This is a genomic window from Streptomyces sp. CB02009 (assembly GCF_001905825.1).
In the GTDB taxonomy this organism is placed as follows: domain Bacteria; phylum Actinomycetota; class Actinomycetes; order Streptomycetales; family Streptomycetaceae; genus Streptomyces.
Genome location: NZ_LIVV01000002.1, coordinates 360,203 through 382,333 on the forward strand (window position 1 = coordinate 360,203; position 22,131 = coordinate 382,333).

The 22,131-nt window shown below is 71.5% G+C and carries 22 protein-coding genes; 4 read left to right on the plus strand and 18 right to left on the minus strand.

Features of this window, described 5'->3' with window-relative positions; all coding sequences use genetic code 11:
* Positions 1-9 precede the first annotated feature (9 nt).
* Positions 10-516, minus strand: a complete 507-nt coding sequence (locus AMK27_RS08995; protein WP_073904548.1) for a hypothetical protein — start codon at positions 514-516, stop codon at positions 10-12.
* A gap of 99 nt (positions 517-615) precedes the next feature.
* Here AMK27_RS08995 and AMK27_RS09000 point away from each other — a divergent pair, with 99 nt between their 5' ends.
* The 3 genes from AMK27_RS09000 to AMK27_RS09010 all read left to right on the plus strand — a co-directional run bounded on the left by AMK27_RS09000 (position 616) and on the right by AMK27_RS09010 (position 2,249).
* On the plus strand, positions 616-957 hold the full coding sequence (locus AMK27_RS09000; RefSeq protein WP_073904550.1) for a PadR family transcriptional regulator: 342 nt from the start codon (positions 616-618) through the stop codon (positions 955-957).
* Positions 954-1,733: a permease prefix domain 1-containing protein gene (locus AMK27_RS09005; protein WP_073904552.1), complete on the plus strand. Its 780-nt coding sequence runs from the start codon at positions 954-956 to the stop codon at positions 1,731-1,733. Before AMK27_RS09000 ends, AMK27_RS09005 begins: the two co-directional genes overlap by 4 nt.
* Positions 1,734-1,826: 93 nt before the next feature.
* Positions 1,827-2,249 (plus strand): YjbQ family protein, encoded by a 423-nt coding sequence (locus tag AMK27_RS09010; RefSeq protein WP_073904554.1) that lies wholly within the window; start codon positions 1,827-1,829, stop codon positions 2,247-2,249.
* A 207-nt stretch (positions 2,250-2,456) separates the two neighbouring features.
* On the opposite strand, the gene AMK27_RS09015 is transcribed toward AMK27_RS09010, so the two are convergent.
* The 14 genes from AMK27_RS09015 to AMK27_RS09080 all read right to left on the minus strand — a co-directional run bounded on the left by AMK27_RS09015 (position 2,457) and on the right by AMK27_RS09080 (position 18,239).
* Entirely contained in the window at positions 2,457-2,801 is a 345-nt protein-coding gene (locus AMK27_RS09015) for a hypothetical protein (protein WP_073904556.1), read from the minus strand.
* A gap of 36 nt (positions 2,802-2,837) precedes the next feature.
* Positions 2,838-3,581, minus strand: coding sequence for a hypothetical protein (locus AMK27_RS09020; protein ID WP_073904558.1), 744 nt, complete (start codon positions 3,579-3,581; stop codon positions 2,838-2,840).
* A 108-nt stretch (positions 3,582-3,689) separates the two neighbouring features.
* On the minus strand, positions 3,690-5,615 hold the full coding sequence (locus AMK27_RS09025) for a GmrSD restriction endonuclease domain-containing protein (protein WP_073904560.1): 1,926 nt from the start codon (positions 5,613-5,615) through the stop codon (positions 3,690-3,692).
* 251 nt (positions 5,616-5,866) lie between these two features.
* Positions 5,867-6,757 carry a hypothetical protein gene (locus AMK27_RS09030; RefSeq protein ID WP_073904562.1) on the minus strand — a complete coding sequence of 297 codons (891 nt, stop codon included), beginning with the start codon at positions 6,755-6,757 and terminating at the stop codon, positions 5,867-5,869.
* Positions 6,758-6,984: 227 nt separating this feature from the next.
* The gene (locus AMK27_RS09035) at positions 6,985-8,280 is read right to left on the minus strand and encodes a polysaccharide lyase family 1 protein (RefSeq protein WP_107425517.1); all 1,296 of its coding nucleotides are present in this window, start codon (positions 8,278-8,280) and stop codon (positions 6,985-6,987) included.
* Positions 8,277-9,104, minus strand: a complete 828-nt coding sequence (locus tag AMK27_RS09040) for a rhamnogalacturonan acetylesterase (RefSeq protein ID WP_073904564.1) — start codon at positions 9,102-9,104, stop codon at positions 8,277-8,279. The genes AMK27_RS09035 and AMK27_RS09040 overlap by 4 nt, the downstream gene beginning before the upstream one ends.
* On the minus strand, positions 9,101-10,438 hold the full coding sequence (locus AMK27_RS09045) for an ABC transporter substrate-binding protein (RefSeq protein ID WP_073904566.1): 1,338 nt from the start codon (positions 10,436-10,438) through the stop codon (positions 9,101-9,103). The genes AMK27_RS09040 and AMK27_RS09045 overlap by 4 nt, the downstream gene beginning before the upstream one ends.
* Before the next feature lie 159 nt (positions 10,439-10,597).
* Positions 10,598-11,464: a DUF6807 domain-containing protein gene (locus tag AMK27_RS09050; protein ID WP_073904568.1), complete on the minus strand. Its 867-nt coding sequence runs from the start codon at positions 11,462-11,464 to the stop codon at positions 10,598-10,600.
* A complete protein-coding gene (locus AMK27_RS09055) occupies positions 11,461-12,654 on the minus strand; it encodes a Gfo/Idh/MocA family protein (protein ID WP_073904570.1) in 1,194 nt (397 codons plus the stop codon). The genes AMK27_RS09050 and AMK27_RS09055 overlap by 4 nt, the downstream gene beginning before the upstream one ends.
* Positions 12,651-13,568, minus strand: a complete 918-nt coding sequence (locus AMK27_RS09060) for a carbohydrate ABC transporter permease (RefSeq protein WP_073904572.1) — start codon at positions 13,566-13,568, stop codon at positions 12,651-12,653. The genes AMK27_RS09055 and AMK27_RS09060 overlap by 4 nt, the downstream gene beginning before the upstream one ends.
* On the minus strand, positions 13,565-14,503 hold the full coding sequence (locus AMK27_RS09065; protein ID WP_073904574.1) for a carbohydrate ABC transporter permease: 939 nt from the start codon (positions 14,501-14,503) through the stop codon (positions 13,565-13,567). Before AMK27_RS09065 ends, AMK27_RS09060 begins: the two co-directional genes overlap by 4 nt.
* Before the next feature lie 240 nt (positions 14,504-14,743).
* Complete coding sequence (araD, locus tag AMK27_RS09070; protein WP_241847393.1) at positions 14,744-16,582, minus strand: L-arabinonate dehydratase; 1,839 nt, start codon at positions 16,580-16,582, stop codon at positions 14,744-14,746.
* On the minus strand, positions 16,579-17,481 hold the full coding sequence (locus AMK27_RS09075) for a dihydrodipicolinate synthase family protein (protein ID WP_079188310.1): 903 nt from the start codon (positions 17,479-17,481) through the stop codon (positions 16,579-16,581). The genes araD and AMK27_RS09075 overlap by 4 nt, the downstream gene beginning before the upstream one ends.
* A 2-nt stretch (positions 17,482-17,483) precedes the next feature.
* Positions 17,484-18,239 carry a GntR family transcriptional regulator gene (locus tag AMK27_RS09080; RefSeq protein ID WP_241847394.1) on the minus strand — a complete coding sequence of 252 codons (756 nt, stop codon included), beginning with the start codon at positions 18,237-18,239 and terminating at the stop codon, positions 17,484-17,486.
* Positions 18,240-18,447: 208 nt separating this feature from the next.
* Here AMK27_RS09080 and AMK27_RS09085 point away from each other — a divergent pair, with 208 nt between their 5' ends.
* The gene (locus AMK27_RS09085) at positions 18,448-18,906 is read left to right on the plus strand and encodes a pyridoxamine 5'-phosphate oxidase family protein (RefSeq protein WP_073904578.1); all 459 of its coding nucleotides are present in this window, start codon (positions 18,448-18,450) and stop codon (positions 18,904-18,906) included.
* Positions 18,907-19,103: 197 nt separating this feature from the next.
* Here AMK27_RS09085 and AMK27_RS09090 read toward each other — a convergent pair whose 3' ends face one another.
* From AMK27_RS09090 to AMK27_RS09100, 3 genes are read right to left on the minus strand one after another with little or no spacing between them, the layout of a single operon-like run.
* Positions 19,104-19,763, minus strand: a complete 660-nt coding sequence (locus AMK27_RS09090; protein WP_073904580.1) for a LutC/YkgG family protein — start codon at positions 19,761-19,763, stop codon at positions 19,104-19,106.
* Positions 19,760-21,163, minus strand: coding sequence for a lactate utilization protein B (locus tag AMK27_RS09095; protein ID WP_073905882.1), 1,404 nt, complete (start codon positions 21,161-21,163; stop codon positions 19,760-19,762). The genes AMK27_RS09090 and AMK27_RS09095 overlap by 4 nt, the downstream gene beginning before the upstream one ends.
* 29 nt (positions 21,164-21,192) lie before the next feature.
* Positions 21,193-21,909 carry a (Fe-S)-binding protein gene (locus AMK27_RS09100; protein WP_073905884.1) on the minus strand — a complete coding sequence of 239 codons (717 nt, stop codon included), beginning with the start codon at positions 21,907-21,909 and terminating at the stop codon, positions 21,193-21,195.
* Positions 21,910-22,131 lie beyond the last annotated feature (222 nt).

The window sequence follows — 22,131 nt, forward strand, 5'->3', positions numbered from 1 at the left end:
CGGGCGGGGTCAGGCGCCCGTCGTGGAGCCGGGGCGGACGATCATCAGGACGACGACCACGGCCCAGAGGACGTTGAACACCCCGGTCGTCATGGACAGCCGGGACGCGACGGGCCGCGCCTCCTCCTCCGCGGCCGCGCCCTCGGCGAGGGCGAGCAGGCGTCGCTGACCCGGCAGGACGGCCAGGCCGAGCAGGGCCGCGGCGGCGACGGTGAGCACGAGCGAGACGATCAGCCACGCGTCGGTCAGCACGCCGAGCTGGGCGCCGGTCGCGATGCCGAACACCGGCACCATGACCCCGGCGACGGCGTACCCCGTGCAGACCCGATGGAGGAGCACGGCCGTCCCCGTCCCCTCGGACCGTCCGTCCCGCCCCTCACCGGTGGCACTACTTCCATCGCCGCCGCCGCCGAAGGCGCGGAGCGCGATGCGCGGAAACATCGAGGCGGCCACGGTGATCGACCCGACCGTGACGATCGCCACCAGGACGTGGACGGACAGCAGGAATTCGGTCACGGCGCATGCCTCCGGACAGGAGTGGGATGTTCTGGCTGCCAATAGGTTGGCTACCAATACATACACTGCCTACGGCTCTCTTGTGTAGGCTGCCTACCTATGAAGGCGGATGCGGTGCGAGGGCACCTGGACGGACTGCTGCTCGCGGTGCTCGAACCGGGCCCGCTGCACGGGTACGCGATCATCGCCGCGGTCCAGCAGCGCAGCGGAGGCGCGCTCGAACTGCGCACGGGCACCATCTATCCGGCCCTGAACCGGCTGGAGCGCACCGGCCTGCTGAGCAGCAGCTGGCAGTCCTCCGGTGAGCGGCGCCGCCGGTGCTACGAGCTGACCGACGAGGGCAGGCGGACGCTCGCCGGCGAACGCACGGCCTGGAACGAGTTCACCGCGGCGATCGGTTCGGTCCTCAACCCGACTCCACCGCAGGGGCTCGCCACATGACCGCCGCGGGCACGGGCGCAGCGACCGGTCCGGCCGAAACGGATCGTCCCGCAGTCGCCGACCCCGCTCCTCCCGCAGACTTCGACCCCGCCTGCACCGGTCCCCCCGGCGACCCCCTCGCCGCGTACGTCGCCGATCTCACCGCGGCCCTGCACGGGCCCGCCCGGACCAAGGACAGGATGATCGAGGAGATCCGCGGCGGACTCGAGGACACGGCGGACGCCCAGGTCGAGCGGGGCGTCCCGCGGCGCGAGGCCGTCGGTGCGGCGGTCCGCGAGTTCGGGACCGTCGACGAGCTCGTCCCGAGCTGCCAGCGGGAGCTGACCCTCGCCCAGGCCCGGCACACCGCCCGGGCCGTGGCGCTCACCGCACCCCTGCTGATCGTCTGCTGGTACCTCACCGGGGTGCCCGCCCAGGAGCCCGGGGGAACGGTTCTCCACACCTCACGACTCCTGGCCGCGCACCTGTCCGGGGTCGCGATCGCGGCCACGCTGCTGGCCGCCGCGGCTCTCGCCGCCACCGGAACCCTCGCCCGTCGGCTCTCCCCGCCGGCCCGGCTGCCGGCCCTGGTCGCCTGGACCGGGACTACTGCGGGAGGCGCCATGGCGGTGACGACGCTCGCCCTCGTCACCGCTGCCGCGCTCGCGACGAACTGGCCCCTGCTCGCCTGCGCGGGAGCGCTCGCCGCCGCGTCCCACGCCGTCGTGGCGACCTCGGCCCGAGCCTGCCGCCGCTGTGCGCGACTACCGGTCGCCGGCGCTCCGGAGCGCGGCTGACGCCGGACGTCGCGCGCGAGCGGCCGGGGGTACCTCGGCGGACTGCCCGCGTGGGGTGTTCGAGAGGGCCGCCCGCTGCGTCAGGATGAGGGGATGAGCAACGGTTTCAGCACACGGGTCCTGGACGTCACCACCGGAGGATCGGAGACGGTGTACGACCTGACCGGGGAGTGCGTCGCCTTCCTGGCCGAGGTGGCCCAGGGACGGGGAGGCCTCCTCAACGTCTTCACGCCTCACGCGACGACGGGCGTGGCGCTGATCGAGACGGGTGCGGGCAGCGACCACGACCTGCTGACGGCCCTGCACCACCTGCTCCCCGCCGACGAACGCTGGCAGCACCGCCACGGCAGCCGGGGCCACGGCCGCGACCACGTCCTGCCGGCCCTCGTCGCCCCGCACGCGACGCTCCCGGTGATCGACGGCGAACTGGCCCTCGGCACCTGGCAGTCGGTGTGCCTGGTGGACACCAACAAGGACAACCCCGACCGCCACGTGCGGTTGAGCTTCCTCTGCTGATCGGGAGCCGATCAAGATCCTCCGGGGTGGGGCCGCCGATCCTCCTGACGCTCCGGAGAAAAAGGAGAACGATGCGGGGTACCACGGTGGGCGAGATCGAGCGGTAAAGGGACGGGAATTCAGACAGTGGTCACGCCGGAACGGGCGACGACACGGCACAGGAGGCTGTTTCCTGGGACCACCTTGCTGAGCGGCTCATGGGTGATGTCACTGCCGACGCCCCTCCGGCCCGACCTCGTCCGTGCAGATCTTGGGAGCGGGGACCACGTCGTTCGTGAGCACCGTGAGGGTTCCGGCCGCAGAGAACGATCCCATCAGCTCGCATCTTGTAGCCCTTGTGGTTGCCAGGTGGCGGTGGTGGAGTTCGTCGCCAGCCCTCCCGTCGAGGTGGGGGCAATAGTTCTCGACATACACCCCGGAGTCGAGTCCGTTCGCTGCCTCGATCGGCGCAGAGAGCCCCGTCTTCCGGAACATCTCGTGCTTCCATAGATCTTTCTGGTAGGCCTTCAGGAGATGGGTGTCGCAGAACAATGACGTCGTATCAGGGAACATTGCGTCACCCTCCGACCGCGAACCGGCCGTGTTGCGTCAGACGAACAACAGATTGCGGATGTGCGCCCCCACGCGCAGTAGCCGGAGCGTGTTGAAGCCGTACGATACCGGAAGGATGATCTTGGACCAGTAAGACGTCGTACCGACGGCCGGTGGTGCCTGGGTCGTCGTATTGCCCTCGGGATCTGTCCTTGACGGCTGGGACCATGCGTCCAGATGCATCCGGACATGCACCGAGGGCAGGAGGGATGGTGTGGTGCCGTAGACGTGGTTCGCAGGGGCGAGCGTGATTCGGACCTTCCAAGTGGATGCCGCGTTCGTATTCGGGAGGCTTCCCAGTCCATCTTGCGCGGAGAACTCCACGGGAACTCGCAAGCAGAATCGGAAACCGCCGTCGGACGCTGCGACACCCGAATACATCGGTGACAGCTTCGGGTCTGGAGCGTAGGCGTATCCTCCGTACTTGTTGACGAGGTACAGGTCATACCCGGAGAAGGGGCCGACGACGGGCGTTCCGTTCGTGTCGATGAGCGCGATCTCGGAGATCACACTCCATGGCGCGTCTTCCGCGGCGGAAAAGCCAGAGCCAGAGCCGGAGCCGCCGAATGCATGGACATCCAGGATGATGCTCCGGAGGTACCCGTACGCCGGGACGTCGTAGGGCCCGAGGATGGTGGACGTGGGCGTGAGCGCAGGCGTGACGTCCTGTATCTGCTGAAGATGCTCGTGGGCCGCCTGGGCGAACGGGACGAGACGGGGAGCCGGTCCGGCAGCGGGCATTTTTTTCTCCTTGGCCGTGGAGCGCAACGAGCGAAGCCTTGGGCTGCTGGTCGGGATGTCTGACGTATACGGGCGGCAGACAACGTGCACAGCCGTGGCTGCTGTCCGTCATCGGATGCTTTGCAGGAGTGCCCCCGTGGCCGTGACGGTCCAGAACGACCACCCGTTGCGGTTCGGGTTGACGTGTGGGTTGAGAGACCGCACCACGGCCACCGCCGCCCCGCTGGGGGACTCGTATACGCCGCGCCCGGGGCCGGAGGGGACCGTCACGGTGCGGGACGGCGGATCGTAGTAGGCGGTGGTGCGCCGACCTTCGTAGACGGCGTGCAACTCGACGCCCTGTTCCGTGCGCAACGCCTGCACGTCTGGCTTGACCAGTGCGGGCGCGGAGGGATCTTCCGCGATCACGGTCTCGTCGGCGGGCATCTCGTAGGAGTCCTGGCGGATGCTCTCCCCGGCGTAGGCGGGTAGCCCCAGGAGCTCGTTGAGGACGTTGGCCAGCAAGTTTCTGCGCGCAGCCAGGAAGTCGGGGAACCGGTCCAGGGACCGCAGCTCCGGGGTGCTGGGAATCCACTGTTCGGTCAGGCGCTCCGGCGCGACGCCCACCATGTAGTCGACGGGCAGCCGGGAAGAGATCATCTTGTTGGTCCGACCGGTGACGAAGGCCAGGTTGGCGAGGCTGTTCCACTCCTCTTTCGCGTAGGCCCCCTGGACCCGGGCGCGAGGGAACACGTGGTGGAACTCGATCCTGGAACCGCTGTTCATCGGCTGATCATTGATGGCGATGTTGGTCGCCCAGTCCCGCGCCCTGTCCCGCAGCGCGGCGATGTAGAGCAGTTTGAAGAAGGCGTGCGTGGAGTACTTCTGCTCCAGGTCCCTCGGATGGAGGGCGCTGTCCAGGGAGCGAGGACCGGAGGCTCGACGGATGAGCTCGGCGAACAGGTCCTCCCCGGCACGGGATCTGATCAGCCTGGCTTCCGCGTCGAGCTTGCCCTCGACCTGCAGTGAATAGTGGCTGAAGGCCATAGCCGTGTACACCCAGCGACGCAGCAGCTGCGCCTCCCCCGGGCGCAGCTTGCCGCCCCGATGGTGGAGGAGCAGCGCAGGCACGATCGTGACGTTCGGCGAGGAGAGGATCTCGGACCGGGGGATCGAGCACTCGCCTTTCAGGAAGTCGATGGCCAAGCGAAGGGCCTTCTCGGTGGCGTGCCACGCCTCCTTCAGCGCGGTCTCGTCCACCTCCGCTCCGATGAGCTTGATGTGATGGGCGCCCGTACCCGCGAGGAGGCTCATGAGGCGTAGGACGGCTTCCCTGTTCAGGTCGAAGTCGCTGTCCCGCAGCTCCTGGTGAAAGGCATCCATGGTATCCAGGCCGGCGGACCAGCGGGCCGCGATGGCGCTGTACACGAGATCACCTTTGGACAGCCGCCGGCCGCCCTTGTTCAGCCGGGCGAAGAGCTCGGCGACCTCCTCGTAGTCGTCGGACTCGTAGGTGATGACGGCGATCTGGTGAAATCGGATGTTGTTCACCTTCTGCAGCCGCTGCATCCATCTGCCGAAGTCCGGGTCGTCGGGTGACACCCCGGCCTTGTTGAGGACCGGATAGAACTGCACGTTCTCCTGCAGGAGCGTCGACACCGGGATCAGGAGCGGATCCTTGCGTTGCACGGCGCTCGGGGTCACGAATTCCTCGGTACGCACGTCGAAGCGCAGGTCTATGTGCCGTCCGTCGGCTTTCGACTGCGGGCGGTAGACCCAGGCGAGAGAGGTCAGCCGCTGCTGTCCGTCCAGCAGATAGAGGGGCTGGTCCGCCGTTCTGTCGGTCTGGACGATAGCGGCAGTCTTGAACGGGACGTTGAGGCCGGTCTTCCACAGCAGCATGGCACCCACCGGATAGCCCCGGTAGAGAGAATCGAAGAGATCACGTACATCAGGCCGCATCCAGACGAAGTCGCGCTGGATGGAGGGTATGACGATCGTGCCTCGCAGCAGGTCCTCGACCTGGGAAATGATCTTTTCGTTCGCCAGTCCCATGCCGCTCCCAGCACTCGGGTGATCCGTCACACCCACGGTAGCCGCCATCCGGGTAAGGCCGGCCGGTTTTGGATCTTTGCGCTCGTCCGAGCAACGCATGGCCCGACCGGTCCCGATGTCCCGCAGGGCGCTGCGTTGCCTTAACGGAGTTTGGTGGATGCCAACAAGGACAATGCCCACCGTCACGTGCGGTTGAGCTTCCTGGGCTGACCGAACCGATCAGGATGTCCCCGTGAGCGCCGGGCCGGGCGTCAGCCCGTGCGCCAGCGGTGGACCGTGTCGTCGTCGAAGGTGAGCCAGGTGCCGTCGCCGAGGGGCAGCGTGCGGGCCGTCACCCCGGTGCCCGGCGGATACGTGACCTTGGCCCGGAGGCGCAGGTCGTCGGCGCCGAGGAGGGCGTGACGGCACTCGTCCTCCCAGGGGTCCTCGCCGACCGGCGCCAGGATCCGTTCCTTGTCGAGGAAGCCTGGCTGCCCCATGAAGACGAGCTCGTCCGGGAGGACGACCGCCGCCTTCGCCACCGTCCCGCTGCGGTCCGGCGTGTCGTACCGGGTGAGCTGCTCCCCGCCGACGGCGAGCGTCAGGAACGCGCCGGAAGGGAGACTGCTGCCCGTGAACGGTTCGTCGCAGCCGCCGACTTGCGTGATCTCCAGGTGCTCCCGCGTGGCGGTGACGAGCAGGGAGTACGCCTCCTCCTGCCCCTGGGCCGCGTTGAGGAGGACCACCTGTGCGGCGGCCGGGCCGAGCGGCTGCTGGAACTCGTACGTGCCCCAGCGTGTGGGGAGTTCCGCCGTGGCCAGAACCGTGCCGGTGGCGAGGTCGAAGGTCAGCAGCACCTTGCTCGGGTCGGTGTCGAGGGCGGGCCGGACGACCGCGAGCAGCGCCGTGCCGGTGGGATCGGGGACGCATGCGCCATGGGCTCCGCTCGGCCACGCGAGGTGGGGGAAGGCCCACCGGATGCTTCCGTCCGCCTCGTGGAGGGTGACGGAGTCGACGCCGCTCACGGCGAGGCCGCCGCCCGGTACGGGGGTGGCGTACGCGCGGTCCGGCCCCGGCAGCAGCCAGCCGTGGCGGATGTCGAAGACCGTGCTCGCGTCCGCCGAGAGGCGGCCCGCTTCGACTCGTGCTCCGTCGCGGGCCACGACCTAGTGGACCCCGCCCCTGACGAGGAACGAGTCGAGCCGACCCAGCGCCGAGCCGAGGCCCGGTAGTGCCTCGGTGGCGGTGAGCTCGGCGGGGACGGCTTCGTACTCCATTGTGGTTCCTCCTTCTTCTTCTTGAGGTGGGTGTCGGGCCAGTGGAACTTTAGGCAGCTGCCGTCGGGCTCGTGGAACGTCATGATCCGGCAGGTGTTCGCCGCTTGTCCCGCTCAGCAGAAGCGCCCCGCGCCCGCCCGGCCGGCGACGAGGGCCGGTACGGCCCGCGGGTGGTCGACGTGGGTGCGCAGGGCGGGGGTCCAGCCCGCGTCGGGTCGTAGCAGTTCCTCCGGGAACTGGGTGTTGTGGACGGCGAGGAGGTCGACCGGTCTGCCGTTCACGTAGTTGCCCGTGGTGGTGACGGGCGCGTCCTTCCACTTCTTGAGGATCCGGCCCGCCGGGACGTCCCCGGTGAGCGTGAACGCGTTCTTCTCCGCGTGGAGTCGGGACTCCTGCCCGATGCCGAGGCTGTACGCGTACGCCGAACTCGGCACCACGAAGTGGTTGTTGTACGCGTCGACCTGGCCGAACCGGACCCGCGGTGCCCGCTCCACCACGTTCTCGAAGAGGTTGTGGTGCAGCGTGACCCGCAGCCTGCCCCGGTCGGTGGCGCCCGCGCTGTCGCTGTTGCCGATCATCAGGGTCTTGTCGTGGTCGGTGAAGACGTTCCACGAGACCGTGACGAGGTCCGCGCCCCGCACGACGTCCAGCTCGCCGTCGTGCTGCTGGTAGAGCTCGCCGAAGTACGTGGGCAGCGAACTGTCCGGACGGGACCCGTCGGTGAACGTGTTGTGGTCGATCCAGACATGCGTGGAGCCGTACACGACGAGACTGTCGTACTCGGAGTTCCACGCCCCGGTCGCGCCGTCCGTCGGGTCCCACTGCGGGAAGCAGTCGAGCGGGCTCTCCAGCGTCAGGTTGCGGACCACGACGTTGTCGACGCCCTGCACCTGGAGGCTGCCGCCGGTGATCCCGGCGTGCCGGCCGACCCCGACGATCGTGGTGTTCGCGGGCACCTTGACCTTGATGGCCTCGCCCTGGGCGATCGCGGACTCCGCCCGCAGGTCCTCCTGGGGCCCGCTGACCACGTTCTCGTACCCCCAGACGGCGGGGTCGTAGTCGGCGAGGTAGCGGGCGAAGTCGTAGCCCGGGGCCTCGAAGGCGGCGCAGCCTGCGGCGGTGGCGTTCAGGGTGCCCACCACCTTGACGATCCGGGGCTCGGTGCCGGGTACGGCCAGCGCGGCCCGGAACTCCGCCCAGGTGGTGGCGGTGAACACCCGGGAGGCGACGGCGGCCGCCCCACCGGTGGTGCCGGTTCCCTCGGACGCCCAGCCGTCGCCGGCCGGCAGCGTGGCGCGGGCGGGGTCGGCACCGGGGCGGGGGGCGGCGTGGGCGGCGGCCGCGGGCGCGGTCACCGTCAGGGTGAGGGCGGTCGCGGCGACCACTCCCCGTCGTATGCGTCGGTTCACGATCGGCTCTCCTCGAACTCGGAAGCGGCAGAGGGATGTCCGGGCCAGGTGATGAGCCCGGCGGGAACGTGGTCGTCCACGCGGCGCGTCTCGCGCGGGGCGAGGACATGGGTGCGGAGCAGCTCGGCGACGACGAGCCGGGCCACCTCGATCGCCCCCGGCGGGTTGAAGCGGGTGTCGTCCTGCCCGGTCGCGGTCCGGTTGAAGTACGTCGTGGTGGCCTCGGGGCCGAGCCGCTGCCACAGGGCGAGTGACAGCGCCTCGATGTCGAGGAGCGGGACGTCCGCGTCGTGGGCGGTCTCCCGCATGGCCGCCGGATACGCGCCGAGCGTCCGCAGCGCGGTGCCGTCCACGTCGAACCCGCGCCGCTCGACGGAGGTGGCGAGCACCGGGAGGGCGCCCCGGGACCGCGCGCCCTCGACGAAGACCCGGAGGTTGTCCTGGTAGGCGGTCCACGGCTCGGTGTGGCGGGTGGGGTCGGCGACCTTCTGGTCGTTGTGGCCGAACTGGATCAGGAGCAGGTCGCCGGGGCGCAGCGCGGCCAGGACCGCCTCGAGCCGGCCCTCGTCGAGGAAGCTCCTGGTGCTGCGCCCGTCGGCCGCGTGGTTGGCGACCCGCACGCCCCGGTGCAGGAAGAAGGGGAGGGCCATGCCCCAGCCGGTCTCGGGTGCGGCGTCGGCGTACTTCTGGGCGGCGGTGGAGTCGCCGGCGATGAAGAGGGTGCGCATGCGGGGGTGTCCTCGGGGACGGGCCGGGGGAGCCCCGTCCGGGGCGGGCGCGAGGCCCGCCCCGGACGGGACCACCGCGCGGCGGCCGACGCTCACGGGTTCTGCTGCTTCCATTCGGCCTGTGCCGTGTTCAGCTGCTCGGCCAGGTGGTCGAGGAACTCCTTCGCGGTGGACGTCCCGAGCAGGACCTTCTGGAAGCCCGGCTCGTTCTCGGCCTTGGAGATCGTGTTCCAGTCCGGCAGGTAGTAGGGCAGCTCCACGATCGTCGCGCTGCCGCTGAAGAGGACCTCGGCGCCGAGCTTCGTCGGCTCCGCCTCCTGGAGCCAGGGGTCCCGCGCGGCCTCCGTGTTGGCCGGGATGGCGCCGGCGGACCTGTTCCACTTGCTGTTGGAGGCGTGCGAGGCCGCGAACTCGATGAACTTCCAGGCGGCGGCCTTGTTCGTGCTGGAGGAGAAGAGGCCGAGGCCGTCGACCGGGTTGGAGACCTGCACCCGGGTGCCGTCGTCGAGGGTCGGGTGGGGGATGCCCCGGAACTTCTCCGTCCCGAGGGCCTTCACGTGGTCCTGGTAGGAGCCGAGGTTGTGGTTCAGCATGCCGATCTGTCCGCTGTCCCACTGCGCGACCATCTTGGTGAAGTCGTTGTTGACGTCCGCGGCCGGGGTGGTCCGCTTGAACAGGCCGGCGTACTTCTCGAGCGCGGCCACGTTCTTCGGGTCGTTGACGGTGGTCCTGTCACCGTTCCAGAAGCTCGTGATGCCGCTCTGGCCGTACATGGCGTCCAGCGCCTGGGCGATCGAGCCCGCGCCGCCGCGGATCGTGTAGCCGAAGCGGTTCCTGTCGGGGGCCGTCAGCTTCTCGGCCGCCGTGTAGAACTTCGACCAGGTGGTGGGCGCCTGCAGGCCGGCCGCCTCGAACAGGTCGGTGCGGTAGTACAGCACGCCGTTGCTCGCGGAGGTGGGGACGGTGAACAGCTTGCCCTGCCCGCCGGCCGACTTGACGCTCGCGACCATGCCGGCGTTCAGCCTGCCCTTGAGGGCGCTGCCCTCGATCCGCGCGTCCAGCGGTTCCAGGGCGTTCTGCGCGGCGATCCCGGCGAGCATCGCCGCGCCGATGCCGCCGACGTCCGGCAGTCCGTCGCCCTGGATCGCGGTGTCGTACTTCGACTGGACCTCCTTGGAGGCGATCCCGACGTACTCGACGTCGATGTCGGGGTTCGCCTTCTCGAAGTCCGCGATGATCTCCTTCCAGACGTCGGTGCGGACACCGCCGTTGTTGTCCCAGAAGGTGATCTTTCCCTTGCCCGATCCCTCGGTGCCCTTGTCGCCGCCCCCGCCGCCGTCGTCACCGCAGGCGGTGGCGGTCAGGGCGAGGACGCCGGACAGGGCGAGGGCGAGGGCGGCTCTGCGCCGTCCGCCGGGGAGGATGGTCATCGTCGGCTCTCTTCTCTCGGGGTGTTGCGGGGACTGCGGGGAGGGGGGTGCGCGAGGGGAGTGCGGGGGAGAGGGGTGTGCGAGGGGGAGCGTGGGGAGTGCGGGGCGGTACGTGCCGTCAGCGAGGGCCTTCGGCGGCAGGAGGGCACCGGCCCCGCGTCATGACGTCACCGCCTGGCGGACCAGGGCCGCGGCCCCGTCCCGGTCGAGGCGCCCGTCGGCGACGACGGTCACCACCCGCCGTACGACGCTCTCTCCGGCGGCCACCGGAAGCCGCTCGTCGTGGGCGAGGGAGGAGCCGACGCCCGGGTACTCGGCGGCCCGGACGAACCACGGGTCCTCCCGGGTCCGGGCGGTCGCCCCGGCGAACACCAAGGTCCAGCCCTCGCCCGCGAGGGCCACCCAGTCCGCGCGCGTCCCGTGCACCGCCTCCTCGCCGTCCGGGCCCGGACCGCCGCCGGCGTTCCCGGAACCGAACACCACGGGTGCCGCCGCCCCCTTCGGCGCGCGCCAGAAGAAGCCGCCGTACGCGGCGCCCGGCCGGCCGTTGGTCGCGGGGCTGCCGATCGACAGGTCCCGCCCGGACACGTTGGTGAGGGAGAAGGCGAGGTCGAGCGCCCAGGCCGTCCCGGTGAGCGCGGTGGCCGCCACCGTCCGGTGCTCGCGGAGCAGCGGCTCGCCCCCGGCCGTCCAGGTCAGCTCCTCCGCGAAGCCGTCCGGGCCGCACCGGGTGAACCCGTCGTGACGCTGCACCCCGTGGTTGTCGAGCGCGACCGGCCCGCGGTCGCGGACGAAGGTGCGGCCGCCCCAGAAGTTGCGGCCCTCGACGTCGGGCACGGCGACGCCCGCGCCGAGGTGGTGCGGATGGTCGTCGGGCACCGTCTCGGTCACCGGCCGGCCGGCGAGGGTGGTGACCGGATGGAGGTACGGCCGGGGGGAACGGTCGGGGGCCGTCGCGGGCCGGGCCGTGTACCGGGCGACGGTGCGGCCCGCGCAGCGCAGGACCGTCGGCGCATCGGGGGTCATCGGGCCTCCGCCCGGGGCGACGGGGCCCAGGAGGCGCCGAGTTCGGAGAACAGTCTGAGCCCGTCGGCACTGGCGTCCACCAGGGCGTCGACGCCGTCGACGACCCGGCGCGGCGCGCTGTCGCCGGGCGCGGTGCGCCAGTGCGCGGTGGGTATCGCCAGCGGGTCGGGGGCGGTCCGTACCGCCTCGACGACCCGCATGAACGCGCCGGTCTCCGCCGGCGGGACCCGCAGCGGCTCGCCGTCGGTGACGTGCGCGACGAGGTTCTCCAGGAGGTCGCCGCGGCCGTACTCGGTCTCCACCGGTCCGCGCCCGGCGCGCTGCACGAGCACCCGGTCCTGCCGGTACCAGAAGGTGATCCGGCCCCGGGTGCCGTGGACCACGACGTACGGCTCCGAGGACCGTTCGGCGCAGAGCGTCGCCGCGACGGTGACCTGGACGCCGGCCGAGGTGACGATCCGTACCGCGGAGGTGTCATCGGACTCGATGGCGTGGGCGCGCAGCAGCTCGGTCTCGATGTGCTCGACGTCCTCGGCGCGGGTGGCGCCGGACAGCGCGAGTGCCGTGGCGACGGCGTGCGCGAGGGGGTTGGTGAGCGCCCCGTCGACGACGTCGGCCCCGCCGAGCCTGCGGTGGCCCGCCCAGGGGGCGCGCCGGAAGTAGGCCTCGTCGCGGACCCAGGCCCCGGCCGCGCCGACGCCGAGGAGTTCGCCGATCGCGCCCTCCGCGACCATCCGGCGGATCGCGGGCACGGCGTGCGACCCCAACGACTGGAACCCGATCTGGCAGGCCACTCCGGCCGCCACGACGCCGTCGGACATGCGGCGGTACTCGGCGTACGACGGGGCCGGCGGCTTCTCCAGGAGGATGTGCGCCCCGTGCCGGGCGGCGGCGAGCGCCATCGCGGTGTGGGTCTGGATGGGGGTGCTGAGCACGGCGATCCGGGCGCCGGTGGAGGCGAGCAGCGCCTGGAAGTCGGCGGACTGCTCCGGAGCCCCGACGCCGTCGAGCTCGGCGGCGTCGAGCGGGCGCAGTTCGCAGATCCCGGCGAGGCGGACGAGGCCGCGTTCCTGGAGCCGGTGGATGTTGACGAGGTGGCTGCGGCCGTGGCCGCGGGCACCGGCGAGGACGACCGGCAGGGGGGTGCGCGCGGTGGTCCCGCCCTCCCCGCGTACGACACGGCGGCTCATCCCTTCACCGCCCCGGCGCTGAACCCGGTGACCAGCCACTTCTGGATGAAGCCGAAGACGATGACTACGGGGACGGCGGCGATGACGCCGCCCGCGGCGAGCGCCCCGAGGTCGACGCTGTCGGCGCCCATGAGGGTGTTGAGTCCGACGGGGATCGTCTGCTTGTCCTGGCTGCTGAGGAACATCAGGGCGAAGAGGAAGTGGTTCCAGGCGTGCACGAAGGCGAAGGAGCCGACGGCGACCAGTCCGGGCCTGAGCAGGGGGAGGACGACGATCCGGAAGGCGGAGAACCGGTTGCAGCCGTCCACCCAGGCCGCCTCCTCCAGGGAGTACGGCACGTTCCTGATGAAGCCGCTGATGAGGATCATCGACAGCGGGAGCTGGAAGACGGTCTCGGCGATGATCACACTCCCCAGGGAGTTGATCATCTTGAGCTCGGCGAAGATCTGGAACAGCGGGACGAGGAGCAGGGCGCCCGGCACGAACTGCGAGCAGAGCAGGGCCAGCATGAAGCCCTTCTTGATCCTGAAGTCGAAGCGGGCCAGCGCGTACCCGCCGGCGAGCGCGACCACGGTGGTGCTGAGGAGCACCGCGATCCCGATGAGCAGGCTGTTCTGGAAGAAGACGCCGAAGCTGCGCTCGTTCCAGACCTTCTCGAAGTGCGCGGTCGTCATCGGCCAGGGCAGCAGCGAGGTGGAGCCGGCCGGGCGGACGGCGAAGAGCAGGATCCAGTAGAAGGGGACGAGGGTGAAGACGAGGTAGATCCCGAGGGGAAGGTAGATCTGCCAGCGGGGCACCTCGTCCCACGCCCTGCGCCGGGCGCGGGCGCCGGCGGGCGGCGTCCGGCCGGGGGGTGGCGGGACCTGCGCGGTCCCGGGGGACGGAGCGGCGGTGAGGGTGGACTCGGCCATCATGGGGCGTCGCCTCCGAACTTGCTCAGGCGCAGGTAGACCATCGAGCAGAAGAGAAGGATCACGAACGCCACCGTGGTGAGCGCGGAGGCGTATCCGAAGTTGTGGGCGTCGACGCTGGTGTGGGCGATGTAGAGCGGCAGCGTGGTGGTCTCGCCCGCGGGGCCGCCGCCGGTCAGCGTGTACAGCAGGTCGACGTTGTTGAACTCCCAGACCGCGCGCAGCAGCGTGGAGAGGACGATCGCGTCCCGGATGTGCGGCAGGGTGATGTGGACGAACTGCCGTACCCGGCCCGCCCCGTCGACCTCGGCCGCCTCGTACAGGTCCTTCGGTACGGACTGCAGGTCGGCCAGGATGAGGATGGCGAAGAAGGGCACCCCGCGCCAGAGATCGGCGACGATCGCCGCCGGGAACACCGTCGAGGTGTCGGACAGCCAGGAGGTTCCGTACGTGCCGAGGCCCAGATCCGCGAGGTAACGGCTGATCCCCGTCTGGGAGTTGTAGAGCAGCACCCAGATCGCGGAGGTGAGCACGCCCGAGACGGCCCAGGGGGAGAAGACCAGGGCCCGGCCCAGCGCGCGGCCCACGAAGGTCTGGTTCACGATGAGCGCGAGCGCGAGTCCGAAGAGGAGCTGGAGGGTCACCTCGACGACGACCCACTTGAGGCTGAAGGTCAGCGTTCCCCAGAACCGCGGGTCGTCCGTGAAGATCCGGGTGAAGTTGTCGATCCCCGCGAAGCCGTTCCGCCAGGGCTTCGTGGGGTTGTAGTGCTGGAGGCTGTAATAGAAGACGCTGATCACCGGGTACGCGATGAAGCCCAGCATCAGCAGGCCGGCGGGGGCGATCAGGAGGTACGGCAGTCGGCGGGGGCTCGCCCCCGTGCGGCGGCGGCGCCGTGCCGTGACGGCTTGGGGCGGTGGGGTCACAGCTGAGGCCATGACGGCGGCTCCGTTCTCGGTGAAGCGCTGCGCGGACGGCGTTCGAGATTCCGGACAGGTCGGGGTGGATGGGGCGGGGTGGGACCGGGTGGGCAGGGCGAAGCTGAGGGGGCTGCTGGGGCATGCGGGGGCACGCGGCGCGGCTGGCAGGTGGGGCGGCCGGGGCGGCCGGGAGGGCGAGGTGCCCGGGCAGGTGGGGCGGCCGGCCCGGTGAGGTGGTCGGGCAGGTGGGACGGTTTCTCAGCCCGCGTACGGATCGGGGGTCGTGCCGGGACGCGACAGGAACGCGAAGTCGCAGCCGGTGTCGGCCTGGGAGATCTGCTCCATGTAGAGCGCGCCGTAACCGCGCTCGTACCGGGGCGGCGGGGGCGTCCAGGCCACCCGGCGCACGTCCAACTCCTCGTCCGATACGTGCAGATGAAGGGAGCGCGCCGCCACGTCGAGGGTGATCGTGTCGCCGGTGCGGACCAGGGCGAGAGGGCCGCCGACATGGGACTCGGGTGCCACGTGCAGCACGCACGCCCCGTAACTCGTCCCGCTCATCCGGGCGTCGGAGATCCGCACCATGTCCCGCACCCCCTGTTCGAGCAGGTACCGCGGAATGGGCAGCATGCCGTACTCCGGCATCCCCGGACCGCCCTTCGGGCCCGCGCCCCGCAGCACCAGCACGTGATCGGGCGTGATGCCGAGCGCGGGGTCGTCGACGGTCCGCTGCATCGACCGGTAGTCGTCGAAGACGAACGCGGGGCCGGTGTGCTTCAACAGCCGCGGCTCGGCCGCGATGTGCTTGATGACGGCGCCGTCGGGGCAGAGGTTGCCCCGCAGCACCGCGACCCCGCCCTCGGCGGCCAGTGGCCTCGAACGGTCCCGGATCACCTCCTCGTCGTGCACGAGCGCGCCGTCGAGCTGCTCCCGCAGCGTGGTGTGCGAGACCGTCGGGCGCTCCAGGTGCAGGACGTCGGTGAGCCGGGAGAGGAAGCCCGGCATCCCGCCCGCGAAGTGGAAGTCCTCCATCAGGAAACGCCCGCCCGGCCGCAGGTTCGCGAGCACCGGCACCGTCCGCGCGATGCGGTCGAAGTCGTCGAGCGTCAGCCGCACCCCCGAGCGCCCCGCCATCGCGATCAGATGGATCACCGCGTTGGTCGAGCCGCCGAGCGCCAGGACGGCGGCGACCGCGTCCTCGTATGCCTCCCGCGTCAGGATCCGCGACAGCCGCAGGTCCCGCCGTACGAGTTCCACGATCCGCAGCCCCGAGGCCGCCGCCATCCGGTCGTGCCCCGAGTCGACCGCCGGCACCGAGGAGGCACCCGGCACGGTCACCCCGAGGGTCTCCGCCGCGGCGGTCAGCGTGGACGCCGTCCCCATCGTCATGCAGTGCCCGGGGGAGCGGGCGAGACCGCTCTCCAGCTCCGCCATCTCGCAGTCGCCGATCCGCCCGGCCCGCTTCTCGTCCCAGTACTTCCACATGTCCGTACCGGAGCCGAGCGTCTCGCCCCGCCAGTGCCCCGGCAGCATCGGCCCCGCCGGAACGAACACCGTCGGCAGGTCGACCGAGGCCGCGCCCATGAGCAGCGCCGGGGTGGTCTTGTCGCAGCCGCCCATGAGCACCGCCCCGTCCACCGGGTAGGAGCGGAGCAGCTCCTCCGTCTCCAGCGCGAGGAGGTTGCGGTAGAGCATCGGGGTCGGCTTCTGGAACGTCTCCGAGAGGGTGGAGACCGGGAACTCCAGCGGGAAGCCGCCGGCCTGCCACACCCCTCGCTTCACGGCCTGCGCGCGGTCGCGGAGGTGCACATGGCAGGGGTTGATGTCGGACCAGGTGTTGAGGATCGCGACGACCGGCTTCCCGAGGTGCTCCTCGGGGAGGTAGCCCAGCTGCCGGGTGCGGGCCCGGTGGCTGAAGGAGCGGAGGCCGTCGGTGCCGTACCACTGGTGACTGCGCAGCTCCTCGGGACGACGGCCGCCCTCGGCGGGGCGCCGGTCTTCGCCGCCGGGCCGGTCCTCGCCGGGGGTCCGGCTCCTGTCGACCGTCCGGTCCTCGCCGGGGGTCCGGCTCGCGTCGCGGGGCCCTTCGCCGTTCATACCGGCCACCCGGCCGCGAGCGTGGCGACCTCGGCCCTTTCGTCCGCGGGGAGTTCGCGGCTCGGCGGGCGGACCGACCGGCGGCAGAGGCCGAGGGACGCGAGGGCCTCCTTGACCACCGTCACGTTGTCGGCGCTGCCGTTCGCCGCGCGCAGTTCCTCGAAGCGGCGGATCCGCTCCCAGACCTTCATCGCGGTCGGGTAGTCGCCGGACCGCAGCGCGTCCAGCATCTCCAGGGAGAGCGCGGGGGAGACGTTGACCAGGCCGGAGGTGAAGCCGGTGGCGCCGCCCGCGAAGTAGGCGGGTGCGTACGGCTCGGCCAGGCCCGCCACCCAGACGAAGCGGTCGAGGCCCGCGTCCCGCGCGAAGCCGGCGAACCGGGCCGCGTCGGGGACGGCGTACTTCACCCCCACGACGTTGGGGCAGGCGGCGCCGAGCTCGGCGAGCCGGGCCCCGCCGAGCAGCGGGTTGCGGATGTAGGGGACGACCCCGAGCTCGGGGACGGCCTCGGCGATGGCCCGGTGGTAGTCGACCCAGCCGCCCTCGGAGACGTACGGGTGCACCGGCTGATGGACCATCACCATGTGGGCGCCCGTGGCCCGGGCGTGCCGGGCGGCCTCGACCGCGGTCGGGACGTCGTGGCCGACGCCGACGAGGATCGCGGCACGTCGGCCGGCCTCGTCGACGGTGATCTCGGTGAGGGAGCGGCGCTCCTCGGGGGTGAGGGCGTAGAACTCGCCGGTGTTGCCGTTGGGGGTGAGGGTGCGTATCCCGCCGTCGAGGAGCCGGCGCAGCAGCCCGCGGTGGGTGACGGCGTCCACGGAGCCGTCCTCGGCGAACGGGGTGACCGGGATGGCCACGACGTCGGCGAGGGCGGCTCTCATCGTCTCGAATTCCATGCTCACTCGCCGTTCGGGGAGGACTGGTTCTCGGGGTGCCGCGTCTCGGGGCCCTGCGTGTCGAGCGGCTGCGTGTCCGGCCGTTGCGTCTCGTGCCGTTGCGTCTCGGCGTGCGGCGTCTCCGGGTGTCGGGGAAAGGCACGCTCGACGAAGGACGCGATGTGGTCGTGGACCGCCCGGCCGACACCGTCCACGTCGCCGGCGGCCGCGAGCCGCAGGATCTGCTCGTGCTCGGCGGCCTCCCGCTCCCAGGAGGGGACGGCCGCCCAGGCGACGGTGGAGACCAGGGCGGCCTGGTCGCGGACCTCGTCGAGCATCCGGCCGAGCAGCGGATTGCCGCAGGGCAGGTACAGCGCCCGGTGGAACGCCCGGTTGGCCAGGGACCGTTCGGCCGGGTCCTCGGCTCCTGCCGCCCGGCTCAGGGCCTGCCGCGCGTCGTCGAGCGGGGCGCGGGACGCCACCGTGCGGCGGACCGCCTCGGGTTCCAGGAGGAGGCGCACGTCGTAGACGGCACGGGCCATGTCGGCGTCGACCATCCGGACGGTGACGCCCTTGTACTGGTTCATCACCACGAGCCCGCTGCCCGCCAGGGTCTTCAGGGCCTCGCGGACCGGTGTCTTCGACACCCCGAAACGCGCGGCGAGTTCGGCCTCGACCAGTGCCTGGCCGGGTCTGAGACCTCCGGTGAGGATGTCGTGCTTGATCGCTTCGAGCACGTACTGGGTGCGGGAGGGGATGGGGCTGGGGGCGAAGGCCATGGAGCACTCTCAGATCTCGTGTATCGCGTCTCATATATGACGTACGAAGTGCAACGGGCATGAAGCTAGGGGGGTGTTCGTGTTTCGTCAATGCTTCGCGCAAGCGCTTTCTTCGTTTCTTGCCGGGTTCCCGGGGGCGAGGTCGCCTTCTCCTCCCTCGTCCGCACGGGTGCGAAGGACCGCGATCGCGACGACGTAGGGTCGGGCCATGACGACGCACCCCGCGGTACGCGACCCCGAGCAGCGCAAGAAGGACGTCCTCGCCCGGCTGGCGGAGGAGGTGGACGTCTGGGTGGCCTCGGCGAGCACCGACGCCCGGCCGTACCTCGTGCCGCTCGCCTTCCACTGGGACGGCGCGGACGTCTGGCTGTGCACCCGGCTGACGAATCCCACCGGCCGCAACCTCGCCGCCGGCGGGCGGACCCGGCTGGCGCTCGGGCACACCCGCGACGTCGTCCTGATCGACGGCGACGTGACGACCCTCGTCGTCGACGACGTCCCGACGGAGGCGATCGACGGCTTCGCCGCGAAGTGCGGCTGGGACCCGCGGAACTCGGGCCCCGCGTACGGCTGGTTCCGGGTCCGCCCCACCGCCGTGGAGGCCTGGCTCGAGGAACCCGAACTGGCCGGCCGCCATCTGATGCGGGACGGCGTCTGGGCGGTCTGAGTCCGGACGGGCGGGCGTCTGGGCGGTCTGAGTCCGGAAGGAATGGGGTCGGGGTGGTCTGAGTCCGGACGGGTCGGCGTCCGGGCGGTCCGGCCCGCCCCCGGGGGAGAGGGAGATGGCGGCGCCGGGGGCCGGCCCCCGCCGCGTGCTTGGCGGGCATCGTCAAGGCGGCCCGGGGCCGCCCCCGCGTGGCCGGGTCAGTCGGCGGCCGGAGGCCGAGTCACCAGGATCACTTCCAGCGTCCTGGGGCCGTGGACGCCCTCGACCCGGTCGAGTTCGATGTCGCTCGTCGCGGACGGCCCCGAGATCCAGGTCAGCGGGCGGGCCGGGTCGAGCCGCGGGAGCGCCTGCGGCACGGAGGCCACCACCTGCTCGGGGGCCTCGACCACGCACACGTGCAGATCGGGCACCAGGGTGAGGGCCCGACGGCCCTGCCCCGGGCCGCCGTCGAGGACGATCGTGCCGGTCTCGGCGATCGCGAGCGCGCACCGCGTCACCACCGCGTCGATGCCGTCGAGCGCGTACGGGGTGAGCGGGGGCGTGTCGGTCCGCCGCTCGGCGCCGCTCGCCGCGAGCCACTCCTCGGGCAGTCCGGGCGGTACGACGACGCTGCGGGCGCCGCGCTCCGCGAGGAGCCGGGCGACGAGGTCCGGGAGGTCGTCCGGCGCGGAGCGGTGGACGTGGGCGCGGTAGTCGGCGAGGTTCTCGTGGAGCAGGTCGAGGAGCGTGTCGGGGTCGTCAGTGTCGTCGGGGCTGTGGCTCGTGCGGTAGTCGCGGGTGACGTCCGGGGCTTCGGGGGCGTCGGCGACGGCGGCGCGGATGCGGGCGAGCACGCGCGCGCGTGAGTCGGTGGTCATCGGCGGTTCTTCTTCCACCAGTCGCGGAACGGTTCGGCGGGCAGTTCGGGCAGGTTCCGGTGCTCGGACCACTGGCGGGCGCCGGGCCCCGGAAGCCGTTTCGGGTGCAGCGCGCGCGTGGCGGAGGCGATCCGCTCGCCCGTCGCGAGGGCGGTCGGGTGGTCGAGGACCCACGAGGAGGCCTTGATCGCCGCCCGTTCGAGCCGGTGCCCCTTTCCGCCCTCGGCCGCGACCCGCTCGCGCAGATGCACCAGGACCTCGGGGATGTCGATGGCCACCGGGCACACCTCGTAACAGGCCCCGCAGAGCGAGGAGGCGTACGGCAGGGAGGCGTCGATCTCGCTCACCGTGCCCCGGAGCTGCGGGGTGAGGATCGCGCCGATCGGCCCGGGGTAGACCGAGCCGTACGCGTGGCCGCTGGCCCGCTCGTACACCGGGCAGACGTTGAGGCAGGCCGAGCAGCGGATGCAGCGCAGCGCCTGGCGCCCGACCTCGTCGGCGAGCGCGTCCGTGCGTCCGTTGTCGAGGAGCACCAGATGGAAGGCGGACGGCCCGTCGCCGTCGCTCGTGCCGGTCCACATGCTCGTGTACGGGTTCATGCGCTCGGCGGTCGACGAGCGCGGCAGCGTCTGGAGGAACACCTCGAGGTCCCGCCAGGTCGGCACCACCTTCTCCACGCCGACCACCGAGATCAGGGTCTCGGGAAGCGTCAGGCACATCCGGCCGTTGCCCTCGGACTCGACGACGACGAGGGTCCCGGTCTCGGCGACCATGAAGTTCGCCCCGGAGATCCCGACCCTGGCCCGCAGGAACTTCTCCCTCAGGTGCAGCCGGGCCGCCTCCGCGAGATCGGCCGGTGTGTCGCTCAGCCCCTCCGGCGCGGGTCGCCCCCAACGGCCCATCTTCTCGCGGAAGATGTCGCGGATCTCGCCCCTGTTCCGGTGGATGGCGGGGACCAGGATGTGCGAGGGCCGGTCGTCGCCGAGCTGCACGATCAGCTCCGCGAGATCCGTCTCGTACGCGGCGATCCCCTCGGCCTCCAGGTGCTCGTTGAGCCCGATCTCCTGGGTGGCCATCGACTTGACCTTGACCACCTCCGTCTCGCCCGTCGCCCTGACGAGAGCGGTGACGATCCGGTTGGCCTCGTCGGCGTCGGCGGCCCAGTGCACCGTGCCGCCCGCCGCCGTCACCGCCTCCTCCAACCGGACGAGGTGCTCGTCGAGATGACGGAGCGTCCGGTCCTTGATCTCCTTGCCGGCCTGCCGGAGCTCCGCCCAGTCGTCGAGCTCCGCCACGGCCCGCGCCCGCTTGTCGCGGATGGTGTGGGTCGCGTGCCGCAGGTTGGCGCGGAGCGTCGCGTCCCCGACCGCGGCCCGCGCCGCCTCCGGGAAGGCAGGCATTCCGACGAAGGTCCCACCGGACGTCTCGTTCACCGCCAGGGCTCCTCTTCCGTGCTCGCCAGGATGTCCGCCAGATGCACGGCGCGCAGCGGCGCGCCGTGCCGGCTCAGCATGCCGCCCACGTGCAGCAGGCAGGAGTTGTCCGCGCCGCACAGGACTTCGGCGCCCGTGGACAGCGCGTTCGCGATCTTGTCGGCGCCCATCGCCGCCGACACGTCCGGGTTCTTCACCGCGAACGTGCCGCCGAAGCCGCAGCATTCCTCGGCACCCGGCAGCTCCACCAGCTCCAGCCCCTTCACCGCCTCCAGGAGCCGGCGCGGCCGCTCCCCGAGCCCCAGGAGGCGCAGACCGTGACAGGACGGGTGGTACGTCACGCGGTGGGGGAAGTACGCGCCGACGTCCGTCACCCCGAGGACGTCCACCAGGAACTCCGTCAGCTCGTACACGCGGGGGGCCAGGCCCGCGGCCTCCGCGCCGAACGACGCGTAGTGGTGGCGCACCATCGCCGCGCACGAGCCCGACGGGGTGACGACGTACGCGTAGCCCTCGAAGGCCCGGACCGTGCGCCGTACCAGCGGCGCGGTCTCTGCGCGGTAGCCGGTGTTGAACTGCGGCTGTCCGCAGCAGGTCTGCGCCGCCGGGAAGTCGACCTCCACGCCCAGGCGTTCGAGTACGCGGACGGTGGCCACGCCCGTGGCGGGGAAGACGGCGTCGTTGACGCAGGTGACGAAGAGGGCGACTCGCATCACGGGGTCCTCGGGCTCCTCTGCCTTCACGCGGTGCTCTGCCTTCACGGTTCCGTAGTGTGGCAGGGGCCGAGGCCGCGCGACGAGCCGACCCGTCGGGCCGGGTTCGCCGAAGCGCGCGACGAACCGTCGCATCGCGCCGGGTTCGCCCGACGAACCGTCGCATCGCGCCGGGTTCGCCCGACGAGCCGTCGCATCGGGCCGAGCTCGCCGAGGCGCGCG